Origin of the sequence: Aeromonas salmonicida subsp. salmonicida (genome assembly GCF_001643305.1) — a bacterium.
In the GTDB taxonomy this organism is placed as follows: domain Bacteria; phylum Pseudomonadota; class Gammaproteobacteria; order Enterobacterales; family Aeromonadaceae; genus Aeromonas; species Aeromonas salmonicida.
Genome location: NZ_LSGW01000056.1, coordinates 41,701 through 55,199 on the forward strand (window position 1 = coordinate 41,701; position 13,499 = coordinate 55,199).

Consider the following 13,499-nt stretch of genomic DNA (forward strand, 5'->3'; position numbering starts at 1 on the left):
TGAGCATCCCTGACATGAAGATCATCTCTTTTAATATCAATGGCCTGCGCGCCCGCCTTCATCAGCTGCAAGCCATCATCGACAAACACCAGCCGGATGTGATCGGCCTGCAGGAGATCAAGGTACACGACGAGGCCTTCCCGCTGGCAGACGTGGAAGCCATGGGCTATCACGTGGAATTCCACGGTCAGAAGGCCCATTACGGGGTGGCCATCATGAGCAAGCAGAAGCCGGTCGAGGTACAAAAAGGCTTCCCTACCGATCCGGAAGATGCCCAGCGCCGCATGATCATGGCGACCTTCAAACGGGAGGATGGCTCCCTCATCAAGGTGATGAACGGCTATTTCCCGCAAGGGGAGAACCAGGATCACGAGACCAAGTTCCCGGCCAAGCAGAAGTTCTACGAGAACTTGCAGCACTATCTGGAGACTCACCACACCCCGAATGATCAACTCGTGCTGATCGGGGATGTGAATATCTCCCCCACGGATCTCGACATCGGCATCGGCGAGGCAAACCGCAAACGCTGGCTGCGAGAGGGCAAGTGCTCCTTCCTGCCCATCGAGCGCGAATGGATGGAACGGCTGAAAGGTTTCGGCCTGACCGACACCTTCCGCGCAGCCAACCCCACGGAGTGCGAACGTTTCTCCTGGTTTGACTACCGTTCAAAGGGCTTTGACGAGAACCGCGGCCTGCGCATCGATCTCATCATGGCCTCCGATGCACTCAAGGACACAGTGACCGAAACCGGCATCGACTACGAGCTGCGCGGTATCGAGAAACCCTCGGACCACGCTCCCATCTGGGCCACCTTCGCCTGATAAATTCACACAGTGGGGACGTTTGACTCCCCACTGTGACTCAGCCCCCACTTCCCCCTCCCCTTTCCTTCTTATAATTCCCGACAAACCTCCCGGATCATGAGCAATGCTCATAATGGAGTACGCCCGCACCACCAGGATAACCATTGTCGCTGGCCTGCCGCCCATCTCCTCCTTGGAGCTGACAACATTCAACACCGAGCAGCTTGGGTTCAATGTCTGTGCTCTATCATTTAAAAACTATTTGTAATCCAATAAGTTGAATTATTAATCATGCAGTTGATGACATCAGTTCAGAACAGGGGTGGGCACGATGATCGCTGTCCATTCAACAGGAGTGTGATGATGAAGGTGCAAAACGTCGGGGAAAGTATGTTCAAGCGTGGCTGCATTGCTCTGGCACTGGTCAGCGTGCTGGCTGGCTGCGGCGACAAACCAGCCAGTAGTGCCCAGGTACGCCCCCCTGTGCCCGTGGTAGTGGCCGAGGCCAGACTGACCGATGTGCCGCTGACGACCGAGATGGTGGGAGAGACGGCGGGTTATCGCGAAATCGAAGTTCGCTCCCGGGTAAACGGCATCCTGCTTGAACGTACTTATGTGGAAGGGCAACCCGTGACAGCAGGCCAGGAGCTGTTCCTCATCGATCCCGCCCCCTACAAGGTGGCACTGGAACAGGCCAAAGGGGCCCTGGCTCAGGAACAGGCCCGGTTCAACAAGGCACGCGCAGATCGGGATCGCATCATACCGCTGTTCAAGCGCCAGGTCGTGAGCCGCAAGGACTATGACGACACCATCGCCAACTACGAAGCGGCCATTGCCAGCCGCCAGGCCGCACAGGCAAAAGTCAAAGAAGCAGAACTCAACCTCAGCTACACCCAGGTGACGGCACCGATTGATGGCATGGCGAGCAAGAGCTCCCAATCCGAGGGGAGCCTTATCTCAACCAATGCCAACAGCAGCCTGCTCACCACCATCACCCAGTACAACCCGCTCTACGTCAATTTCTCCTACTCGGAACAGGACCGTCTCAATTTTGAAACCTCGGTGCGAAAAGGATTGATTGAGGCCAAAGACACCACCAACTGGCGCACCCATATCCGTCTCGCTGATGGCTCCGTCTATCCCCAGGCGGGCAAGCTCAACTTCTCCGATAACCGGGTCGACCCGCAGACGGGAACAATTCGGGCCCGCGCCATCTTTGACAACAAAGAGGGGGTCCTGCTACCGGGTCAATTTGTCCGACTCACCATCGACCTGGGTATTCGTAAAAACGCCATAGTGGTGCCAGCCAGAGCGATTGTGCAATCCCAGGCCGATCGCATGGTGATGGTGGTGGACGGCGATGACAAGGTGGTGCCACGCCCGGTCCGGCTCGGTCCGGCCATTGCAGAGGGGGTGCTGATCGAGAGCGGCCTTGATGCAGGCGAGCGTTACATCGTAGAGGGGCTGATGAAAGCCAGACCCGGCAGCATAGTCAAACCTGTCTCGGCCCAAGAGATGCAGGCGATCAGCGACAAGATGGCCAGCAAGCCAGCGGCCAGGTAAGGAGCTCGTATGTTTTCCAAGTTCTTCATTGAGCGCCCCATCTTTTCCTGTGTGATATCGATCATTATCGTACTGGCAGGATTGGCCGCCATGCGTTCCCTGCCCGTCGAGCAGTATCCGCAGATCACGCCCCCCGTGGTATCGGTCACGGCCTTTTACCCGGGGGCAACCCCCGAAGCCATCTCTCAAACCGTTGCAGCCCCACTCGAGCAGCAGATCAACGGGGTTGAGCATATGGTTTACATGCAATCTGGCTCCGCCTCCAATGGCCAGATGAACCTCAACGTCTACTTCGAGATCGGTACCGATCCGGATCAGGCCACCATCAACGTCAACAACCGGGTCTCGGCCGCCATGGCCCAACTGCCGGAAGAGGTGAAAAAGCAGGGAGTCACGGTCAAGAAAAAATCGACCTCCATCTTGCAGGTCATCACCCTGGTGTCACCCAACCAGTCATTTGATACGACCTACCTGTCGAACTATGCCCTGCTCAACATCATCGACGAGCTCAAGCGGATACCTGGCGTTGGCGACACCATGCTCTTTGGTGGCACTGACTACGCCATGCGGATCTGGCTGCGCCCGGATCGTCTTGCCCAGTTGCAGCTGACCCCGGGCGATGTGATTGGCGCCATCCGTGAGCAGAACACCCAATTTGCCGCGGGCAAAATAGGGGCTCAGCCCACCAGCACGCCCATCGACTTCACTTACACGGTGCAGACCAAGGGGCGGCTTGAGGATGTCAAAGAGTTCGAGAACATCATCATACGATCCATGCCAAATGGCGCCAAAATCCGGGTCAAGGACATTGCCCGGGTCGAGCTGGGTGGTAAAGACTACGACATAGTCGCTCGCGCCAACGGCAAACCTGCCATCGGTATCGCCACCTATCTGCAACCGGGTGCCAACTCCGTCGCCGTGGCGGATGCCGTACACGCCACCATGGCGCAACTGCAAACCCGGTTTCCGCAGGATATCGAGTATCAGATCCCCTATGACACCACCGAGTTCGTAAAACTCTCCATTGAGGAGGTAGTGCATACCCTGTTTGAAGCCATGGTGCTGGTGTTCGTGGTGGTTTACCTCTTCTTGCAGAATTTCCGCGCCACCCTGATCCCCTGTATCGCTGTGCCGGTGTCCTTGATCGGCACCTTTGCCGGCATGCTGCTGCTGGGCTTCTCCATCAACCTGCTCACCCTGTTCGGTATGGTGCTGACCATAGGCATAGTGGTGGATGACGCCATAGTGGTGCTGGAGAACGTGGAGCGCAGCATGCGCGAGCGAAAGCTCTCGGCGCCGCAAGCCGCCATTCTCGCCATGCAGGAGGTATTCAGCCCCATAGTCGCCACCACCCTGGTCCTGTGCGCCGTGTTTATACCCGTGGCCTTTATGGGTGGCATGACAGGGGTGATGTACAAGCAATTTGCCATCACCATCGCCGTCTCTGTGGTCATCTCCAGCATCATTGCCCTGACCTTGTCACCGGCCTTGTGTGCTGTCTTGCTCAAGGACGGCCATCAGGAACCCGCTCGCTTCTTCGTCTGGTTCAATCACCGCTTTGACCAGCTCACCAGAGGATATGTGCGTGGGGTGGCTTTCCTGAATCGCCGGGTGGCACTGGCCTTCAGCATCATAGTGACCATGCTGCTCGCCAGTTATCTGCTGTTTATGAAAGTACCGGGGGAACTGGTACCGGATGAGGATCAAGGCTACCTCATCTCTGCCATCATGCTGCCAGACGCAGCTGCACTCACTCGCACTCAGGCGCTGGCTGACAAGTTTGACCAAATCGCCATGGCCAACCCGAACGTGAAGGATGTCGTCACCTTCTCCGGTTTCGACATTCTCTCCAGTGCTGTGATCAGCAACAGCGGCCTGAGCTTCATCACCCTCAAGGACTGGAGCGAGCGAAAAGACGCAGGACAAGACTCCTTCTCCCTGGCGCATACCTTTCAAGGCATGAGTCTGATGGGGCTGGCGGATGGCTTTGTGGCCTCCTTCAATCCACCGCCAATCCAGGGGATGTCCACCACGGGGGGACTGGAAGGGTATCTGCAAAACCGCAGCGGCAGCGATGCCAAGACCTTCTCGGCAGAGGTTGAACATTTCCTGGCAGCAGCCAGAGAACGGCCTGAGTTTGCCAGCGTCACCTCGACCTATCGCGCCAATGTCCCTCAGGTCTATCTGGATCTTGATCGGGAAAAAACCAAGGCGTTGGGGCTGCCGATCAATGCTGTGTTCGACACCATGCAGGCCACCTTTGGTCAGGTTTACGTCAACGACTTCAACCAGTTCGGTCGTACCTATCGGGTCCAGCTTCAGTCAGAAGCGGATTATCGCGCCAAGAAGGGCGACATTCGCAACATCTATGTCCGTTCCGACAAGGGCGAGATGATCCCCCTTAGCAGCCTGGTGACGGTACGCGACGCCAGCGGCCCCGAGTTGGTAGAGCGCTTCAATGTGTTCCCTGCCGCCAAGATCATGGCGCAACCTGCACCGGGATACAGTTCAGGACAAGCCATTGCCGCATTGGAAGAGATCGCAAACAGTACCCTCGGCAACGATGCCAAACTGGAGTGGACAGGATCTGCCTATCAGGAGAAAGCCTCTGCCGGCAGTGCCGGCATGGCGTTTGGCTTCGGCATAGTGATGATTTTCCTCATTCTGGCGGCCCAGTACGAACGCTGGAGTCTGCCGTTTGCGGTGATCACTGCGGTTCCCTTCGCGCTGTTCGGGGCCCTGCTCGCCACCTGGGCCGTGGGCCTCACCAACAACGTCTACTTCCAGATTGGGTTGGTCACCCTGGTGGGGCTTGCGGCCAAGAACGCCATCCTGATCGTGGAGTTTGCCGTGATGAAGCATGAGGAAGGGATGAGTATTGCCGAGTCGGCACTAGAGGCGGCGCGCCTGCGTTTTCGCCCGATTGTCATGACATCGCTGGCTTTTATTCTCGGCTGCATCCCCTTGATCACATCGAGCGGTGCCGGTGCGGCCAGCCGCCATGCCCTCGGCTGGCCGGTCATTGGCGGCATGCTGGCAGCCACCTTTATCGCCATCTTCTTTATCCCGCTCTTCTTCCGCTTGATCATGCAAGGCTCGCAAAAGAAGCGCTAATACCTTTATCAATCAATATGGTATTTGCTCAAACGCCTTCGCTCTGCGAGGGCGTTTTTATTCAAATCAACTCGGCTCAATCACCTAAACTCTGGGAGATTTGAGGGGGAGTATTTCTATGCTGGTTCAGCTTTGGCTCGCTGCGGCACTTGCCGGATCAAACATGACAGCCTGTGGTCACCATGACTATCCCCCGTGGAACTGGCATGCGGGCGGTAAAATCGTGGGTGTCTGCGCCGAAGTAGTGAGCACCCTCTTTCAACGACTGGGGCTCAACGTTAACCTTGACTACGTAGGCCCCTGGGCCCGTTGCCAGCAAAAGGTGGCCTCCGGCGAGGTAGACATCAATATTTGCGCCCTGCGCAACGGCGAGCGTGAAAGCTACTCACGCTTCACGCAAACACCGATGGCCATCAATGACATGGCCGTGTTTGTTCGCCAGCCCAGCCCTCGTCTCTTGGAGCAACGGGAGGATCTGGCCGGGCTAAGGGGAGCCATGATGATCGGGGTCAGCCTTGGCAGCGAGCTGGACACTTTTCTGGAAGAGAATACCCGGATCCACAGGGTCAACTCCCTCAAGCAGGTCTTTGGGCTGCTGGCCAGCGACAGGGTCGACTTTGTGCCCTACGGTCGCTCTTCTGGTCGCCTCTTTTTACGGGAAAATTACCCGGATAGCGGTCTGGCCGATCTGCTCTGGCCCCTGCAACAGGGAGAACTCTACATCTCTGTGTCCCTCAACTCCCCCCACCTCGATACCCTGGAGAAACTCGAACCCATGTTGCAGGCCCCAGGTATGAGTCAGTGGATAGATCAACTGCTGGACAAATACAGCACCCTCTATCTGGAACAGCAACGACAGACTCAGCAGATGCCTTGACCTTCTCCCGCGAGTAAGGTTTAGATTTGCCCCATCCCTTGCCAGAGTTGACACATGATGAGTTTGGTTAGATTGCCCACCCTACTATTGGCCCGGCTTTTGCTGGCGCTGATGCTTGTCTGCAATCTGACCCTCTGTATCAGCTGGCACGGGACCGATGTCATCTCCTCCACCATGACGACCGGCAGCGACAACGCAACCATGAGTGCGACCGCCATGCAGGGGCTCGCCTGTCACACAATGGCAGCCGATGATGGAGAGCAAGGCAATGCCATGAGCCAGGGAGATTGCCAGATGCACGGCGGCCTCACCTCGCCAACCGGGGCCGGCCTGCCACTGCTGGCCGCGCTGCTGACCTTGCTCGCCCTCCCCCTTTTGCTGCTGCCCCATCTGGGGGTCGCCAGCCATCTGTTCGATCACTGGCTGCGGGATCCCTTCCTGCGTAGCCGCGGTACTCATCCCCCCTCCTGGCCCCGCCGACATCTGATGCTGTCGGTGCTACGCCACTAGAAGGATCTTCTCCCGTGCATGGGGCAAGGCTGACCTTGCCCGACACTGCACGTCCTTGCCTGACCCTGTGACGGCTGGCACCGCCAGCAATAGCAGGGAGCCGTGCGTCCGCTGACTCGTCAGCAACGCCCCGTTTGCCGCCCAGCCTGTGTGATCTGCTGCGATAGATGCAGCAACCAGACGCTCGTTATACGTCTGTCACCATCACAAGCCGGCGGCCTGACAGAAGAGAAGATGCACATGTCATCTGCCCGATTGACCGAACCTGTTGCCGCTCACCCTTGCGCCATTAGCGCCCGCCTGATGCAGGTCGGAGGTTCCCTATGAGCCATAAATCAAGCCAAAAGCTGCTTGTCTCAGCCCTGTTGCTGGCCCTCGGGGCCGGTGGCGGCTACTGGGCCGCCAAACAGACTGGCGACGGTGCAACCGCCAAAGAGAAGACCCCCCTCTACTGGGTCAACCCCATGGATCCCCGCGACAAGCGCGACGGCCCAGCCAAGGACAACATGGGGATGGACTTTATCCCCGTCTATGAGGAGCAAAAAAGCGGCTCGCCGGGTACCGTCACCATCAGCCCCGAGATCCAGCAGAATCTGGGGGTGCGGCTAGCCAAAGTGGAGCGACTGCCCATCCACCAGCAGATCGAGACAGTGGGTTACGTCGGCTATGACGAAGATCGGCTGGAGGCAGTCAATGCCCGCATGGCGGGCTGGATCCGCACCCTCGCCATCAAGAGCGAGGGGCAGAAGGTGGCCAAAGGCTCCCTGCTCTACGAGATCTACGCCCCGGATCTGGTCAACGCCCAGCACGAGTACCTGCTAGCCCTCAACACGACCAACCCGCTGCTGCTGCTGCGCGCCGCCGAGGGCAAGCTCAAATCCCTGCAGGTACCGGCGGATCAAATCGCCGCCCTCAAGCGCAACCGTCAGGTACGTGAAACCATTGGCATCTATGCCCCTAGCAGCGGTTATGTCTCAGAGCTGAAAGTACGCGAGGGTCAGTATGTGGAGCCCGCCGCCGCCCTGTTCAATATCAGCACCCTGCAGCAAGTGTGGGTGAGCGCCGAGGTGTTCGAGCGCCAGGCCGCACAGCTCAAAGTGGGGGATCCGGTCACCATGACCCTCGACTACGCCCCCGGTCGCAGCTGGCAGGGTCGGGTGGATTACCTCTACCCGACGCTCGATGCCGCCACTCGCACCCTCAAGGTGCGGCTGCGCGTTGACAATCCGGACGAGTTTTTGAAACCCAATATGTTCGCCAAGGTAGCCATTCGCACTGGCCAGGGGGAACCCCGGCTGGTGGTACCGAGCGAAGCGGTGATCCGCACCGGCAGCCAGGACAGGCTGGTGCTGGCACTGGGGGATGGCAACTTCAAGTCGGTGGCCGTCACCCTGGGCTCCCAGTTTGGCGACAAGGTCGCCATCAAGGCAGGGGTAGAAACGGGTGACAGCATAGTCAGCTCGGCCCAGTTCCTGCTCGACTCCGAATCGGCCATCGATTCGGACTTCCAGCGCATGACAGCGGTGCGCCCGGCGCAGGTGTGGACTCAAGGGACTGTGCAAAGCATGGATCTGGCCAGCCGCACCCTGATGGTGGCCCACCCGCCCATCCCCGAATGGCAGTGGCCCGCCATGGAGATGGAGTTCACCGTCGCCGAAGGAGTCGATATCAGCAAGCTGGCCGAGGGGCAAACCCTCCATCTGCAGGTGATACAAGAGGGGGATGAGTACCGCATCACCACCATCCATCAGGAGAGTGCCAAGGAAAGTGCCCCGGCCACCGGCCACGCTCCGGAGCAGGCAACAGATGAGATGGAAGGCATGGACCATAGCCAGCACGGTATGGGGGCCAAGCCATGATCCCTGCCATTATTCGCTGGTCCGTGGGCAACCGCTTTCTGGTGCTGTTGTTGACCCTCATGCTCACCGCCTGGGGGCTCTGGTCAGTGAAGCAAACCCCGGTGGACGCCCTGCCGGATCTCTCCGACGTGCAGGTGATCATCAAGACCTCCTATCCAGGCCAGGCGCCCCAGGTGGTGGAGGATCAGGTCACCTACCCGCTTACCACCGCCATGCTGGCGGTGCCGGGCTCCACCACGGTGCGCGGCTACTCCTTCTTCGGTGACTCCTTCGTCTATGTGCTGTTTGACGACAGCACCGATCTCTACTGGGCTCGCGCCCGGGTGCTGGAATATTTGAGTCAGGTGGCCCCCAACCTGCCTGCCTCTGCGCGCCCCCAGCTCGGCCCGGACGCCACCGGGGTGGGCTGGGTCTATCAGTACGCCCTGGTGGACAGAACCGGCAAGCATGATTTGAGTCAGCTCACCTCCCTGCAGAACTGGTTCCTTAAGTACGAGCTGCAAACCGTCAATGGCGTCTCCGAAGTGGCCACCGTCGGCGGCATGGTGCGCCAGTATCAGGTACGGGTCGACCCCGACAAGCTGCGCGCCTACGGCATCCCGCTTTCGCTTATCGAGACCGCCATCAAGCAGGGCAATCAGGAGACCGGCGCCTCCGTCATCGAGATGGCGGAAGCGGAGTACATGGTGCGCTCTAATGGCTATCTGAAGAGCGTCGAAGATCTGAAGCAGATCCCGCTCGGCACCACTGTGCGCGGCGCCCCGCTGCTGCTGGGGGATGTGGCGGATGTGGTCACCGGCCCCCAGATGCGGCGCGGCATTGCCGAGCTCAACGGCGAAGGGGAAGTGGTGGGCGGCATCATAGTCATGCGCTATGGCGAGAATGCCCAGCACACCATAGACGGGGTCAAAGCGCGGCTGGCGGAGCTGAAAAGCAGCCTGCCGGAAGGGGTAGAAGTGGTCACTGTCTACGACCGCTCCGACCTTATCCAGCGCGCCATCGACAACCTCTCAGGCAAGCTGCTGGAGGAGTTTGCCGTGGTGGTGCTGGTCTGTCTCGCCTTCCTGTTCCACCTGCGCTCGTCGCTGGTGGTGGTCATCACCTTGCCCATCGCCATTCTGGTGGCCTTTATCGTCATGCACCTGCAGGGGATCAACGCCAACATCATGTCGCAGGGGGGCATTGCCATCGCCATCGGCGCCATGGTGGACGGCGCCATAGTGATGATCGAGAACGTCCACAAACACATGGAGCGGGAGGCGCTCACCGACAAGAACCGCTGGCGCATCATCACGGAGGCGAGCATAGAGGTGGGGCCCGCCATCTTCTTCTCCCTGCTGATCATCACCATGAGCTTTTTGCCGGTGTTTGCGCTGGAGGCGCAGGAGGGACGGATGTTTCACCCGCTCGCCTACACCAAGACCTACGCCATGGCGGCCGCTGCGGCGCTCGCTATCACCCTAGTGCCAGTCATGATGGGGTACTTTATCCGCGGCAAGGTGCTGGCCGAGCAGGCCAATCCTCTCAACCGTGGCTTGAGCCAGGCTTATATACCGCTGCTCAAGGCCGTACTGGCGCGCCCGAAAACCACCCTGATGCTGGCGGCGGTGGTAACGGTAGCGGGCTTCTGGCCGCTCAAGTATCTGGGCTCCGAATTTATTCCGCTGCTCGATGAGGGGGACATCATGTACATGCCCACCACAGCGGCCAACATCTCGGTGGGCAAGGCGCGGGAGATCTTGCAGCAGACCGACAAGCTCATTCGCACCGTGCCCGAGGTGCAGAACGTGTTCGGCAAGGCGGGGCGCGCCGAATCGGCCACAGACCCAGCCGACCTGGTGATGATGGAAACCAGCATCCAGCTCAAACCCCGCGATCAGTGGCGCCCCGGCATGACCCCGGAGAAGCTCAAAGAAGAGCTCGACTCCCTTATCCGTTTCCCCGGCCTCACCAACGCCTGGGTGCCTCCCATCAAGACCCGCATCGACATGCTGGCAACCGGTATCAAGACTCCGGTCGGCATCAAGATTGCGGGGCCTGATCTCAAGGTTATTCAGGGGCTCGGCCAGCAGCTTGAGCAGATCGTCGGCAAGGTGGCGGGAGCGGCCTCCGTCTACGCCGAACGGGTGGCCGGTGGTCGCTACATCAAGGTGGATATAGACCGGCTCAATGCCGCCCGCTACGGCCTCAACATCGCCGACGTGCAGGCGGTACTCGCCACCGCGGTGGGCGGCATGGAGGTGGGCCAGACCATAGAGGGGCGCGAGCGTTATCCCATCAACCTGCGCTATCCCCAGAGCTATCGCGATTCGGTCGCCAGCCTCGAGCTGCTGCCGCTGGTCACCCCGAGCGGGGCACGCATCGCGCTGGCGGACGTGGCGCGGGTCTATATCAGTGACGAGGCCCCCATGCTGCGCAGCGAGAACGCACGGCTCAACGGCTGGGTCTACGTCGATATTCGCGACCGCGATATCGGCTCTTTTGTCGCGCAGGCCAAGGCCGAGGTGAACAAGCAGTTGGTGCTGCCGGCGGGCTACGCCCTCACCTGGTCCGGGCAATACGAATACATGGAGCGGGCCAAGGCGCGCCTCGCCTACGTGGTGCCATTGACCGTCGCCATTATCGTGCTGCTGCTCTATCTGGCGTTTCGCCGCTTCCAGGAGGTACTGCTCATTCTCACCACCTTGCCGCTCGCGGTAGTGGGCGGGATCTGGACCCTCTGGCTGCTGGATTTCAACCTCTCGGTGGCGGTGGGGGTGGGCTTTATCGCCCTGGCCGGGGTAGCGGTGGAAACCGGCGTCTTGATGCTGGTCTACCTCAACCACGCCTGGGATGAGCTGGTGGCGAGCGGCAAGCCGGACAAGGCGGGTCTGCACCGTGCTGTGATCCACGGCGCAGCCCTGCGCCCCAAGATGATGACGGTAGTCACCATCATCGCCGGCCTCTTGCCCATCATGTGGAGCCAGGGCACCGGCTCGGAAGTGATGCAGCGCATCGCCGCCCCCATGATAGGCGGCATGGTGAGCGCCCTGGTGCTGACCCTCTTGGTGTTGCCCGCCGCCTACTACCTGTGGCGCAGCCAAAGCCTTGGCAAGCAGGCAGACCAAGAAGCCGACTAACCCTTTTGCAATCAACGAAGTGTTTGAATCAATCACGAGGAAAAGACCATGAACTACAAGACATTTGCAATGACATTGCTGCTCGGCCTTGCCTCTCTCCAGGCCCGGGCCGAGATGACCATGAGCCACGAGGGCCACGATATGTCCCAGATGGAGGGGATGGATATGCAGGCGACGGGAGAGAACGCGATGACCAAGGGGATCATCAGCCGTATCGACGAGGCCAGCGGCAAAGTGGGGATCAAACACGAGGCCATCGACAACCTCAAGATGCCCCCATGACAATGGTGTTCCTGCTGGCCGATCCGGCCCTGATCAAGGGGCTCAAGGTCGGAGATGCGGTGCGCTTTCACGCCGAGAACCCGGCTGGCAAGCTGACGATCACCCAGCTGCAAAAACAGTGAATTGACGGACAAGATAAACGGCGGGGCTCTCCATCCCGCCGTTTATCTTGAGGTGCGTTTGGGCACCTCGTCAGTGAGCGTGCTGCCTGGACAATGCGGTCAGCGCAGTGCCGCCTGCAACCAGCCAGCAAGCGCATCCAGCTCGGCTTGCCGAGCCGGGAAATCGGCCTTCAGTTGCCCGAACAGCGCGGCTATGGCGTCGCTGCGATAGGCCACGCCCACCAGCCGCTGGGCCAATGCATCCAATGGGGCCGGATCCAGGCTGTCGCTGAAGATCTGCGCCCGACCTATGACCCCCTTCTCCACATCGAAATGCAGCTCCACCCCGCCCCAGTCGAAGCGCTCGTCCAGCTGATGGGTGAACGCAGGCGCATGACCAAAATTCCACTCCCAGCTGCGCTGGCGGGCGAAAGTGTCGGCAAAGCCGGGCAAGTCCGGCAATTGGGTCGGGGAGATATGCTCGGGGGAAACGCGCGCACCGTAGTGGGCGAAGAAGGCCTCAATGAGGGCATGACTCACCTGCTGATGTTCGATCCCGGGCAGCAGCTCGCACAGGTTGGCAACCCGACTGCGTACCGAGCTTATCCCCTTGGCGGCCAGCTTCTTGGGGTCGGGATTGAGGTAATTGGCGAGGCGGCTCAAGTCCGCATCGAGCAGCAGGGTACCGTGATGGAAACCGCGATCATGGGTCTCCCGATAGGCCGAGCCAGACACCTTGCGATCCCCGTCCTGGGTGGCCACCAGCAGGTCGTTGCGTCCGGAAGCAAAGGCACTCACCCCGAGCAGCTTGAGCGCATCGAGCGCTATGGCGGTGGAGATGCTCTTGTCATAGCCCGGCTTGCCTGCCATGAAGATGAAGCAGCTGTTGCTAAGGTCGTGAAACACGGCGCCACCTCCGCTGCTGCGCCTGGCCAGGGTCACGCCATCCTCTTCCATGCGGCGGGTGTTGCACTCCTTCCACGGGTTCTGGGCACGGCCAATCACCACTGTATTGGCGTTGCGCCACAAAAACAGTACCCGCTGGTTCGGGTCCATCTGCCGGAAGATGCACTCCTCCACCGCCAGGTTGAACAGGGGGTCGTGAGAGTCGGAAACTAGCAGACGCAGAGCAGTCATGAGCAGGCCTTTATCGAGTCAATAGCGGGCCGATATTACCACTTTCTTTCTCACCTGCAGTCTTCAACCAGGCCAGGTTGCGGCCATAGACCATCAAAGATTGACAAGAATGACGCCAAAAGCACCGATACGGT

Annotated in this window: 8 protein-coding genes and 1 pseudogene; 8 read left to right on the forward strand and 1 reads right to left on the reverse strand. The window is 59.7% G+C overall.

What is annotated here, in order from left to right:
* Window positions 1-14 precede the first annotated feature (14 nt).
* From xthA to AXW79_RS09085, 8 genes and pseudogenes are all read left to right on the forward strand, one after another.
* Window positions 15-821 (forward strand): exodeoxyribonuclease III, encoded by an 807-nt coding sequence (gene xthA / locus AXW79_RS09050; RefSeq protein ID WP_005312668.1) that lies wholly within the window; start codon window positions 15-17, stop codon window positions 819-821.
* A 345-nt stretch (window positions 822-1,166) separates the two neighbouring features.
* Window positions 1,167-2,366 (forward strand): efflux RND transporter periplasmic adaptor subunit, encoded by a 1,200-nt coding sequence (locus tag AXW79_RS09055; protein ID WP_005312663.1) that lies wholly within the window; start codon window positions 1,167-1,169, stop codon window positions 2,364-2,366.
* A gap of 9 nt (window positions 2,367-2,375) precedes the next feature.
* Window positions 2,376-5,480 (forward strand): efflux RND transporter permease subunit, encoded by a 3,105-nt coding sequence (locus tag AXW79_RS09060; protein ID WP_005312660.1) that lies wholly within the window; start codon window positions 2,376-2,378, stop codon window positions 5,478-5,480.
* 118 nt (window positions 5,481-5,598) lie between these two features.
* Window positions 5,599-6,357, forward strand: coding sequence for a substrate-binding periplasmic protein (locus AXW79_RS09065; protein ID WP_005312656.1), 759 nt, complete (start codon window positions 5,599-5,601; stop codon window positions 6,355-6,357).
* 54 nt (window positions 6,358-6,411) lie between these two features.
* Window positions 6,412-6,867 (forward strand): hypothetical protein, encoded by a 456-nt coding sequence (locus tag AXW79_RS09070; protein ID WP_011898950.1) that lies wholly within the window; start codon window positions 6,412-6,414, stop codon window positions 6,865-6,867.
* 323 nt (window positions 6,868-7,190) lie between these two features.
* Window positions 7,191-8,726, forward strand: a complete 1,536-nt coding sequence (locus AXW79_RS09075) for an efflux RND transporter periplasmic adaptor subunit (protein WP_005312650.1) — start codon at window positions 7,191-7,193, stop codon at window positions 8,724-8,726.
* Window positions 8,723-11,845: an efflux RND transporter permease subunit gene (locus AXW79_RS09080; RefSeq protein ID WP_005312647.1), complete on the forward strand. Its 3,123-nt coding sequence runs from the start codon at window positions 8,723-8,725 to the stop codon at window positions 11,843-11,845. Before AXW79_RS09075 ends, AXW79_RS09080 begins: the two co-directional genes overlap by 4 nt.
* Window positions 11,846-11,893: 48 nt before the next feature.
* Window positions 11,894-12,249: pseudogene (locus AXW79_RS09085) on the forward strand (copper-binding protein).
* 99 nt (window positions 12,250-12,348) lie between these two features.
* Here the strand turns inward: AXW79_RS09085 and AXW79_RS09090 are convergent.
* Complete coding sequence (locus AXW79_RS09090; RefSeq protein WP_005312643.1) at window positions 12,349-13,365, reverse strand: lipoate--protein ligase A; 1,017 nt, start codon at window positions 13,363-13,365, stop codon at window positions 12,349-12,351.
* Window positions 13,366-13,499: the final 134 nt, after the last annotated feature.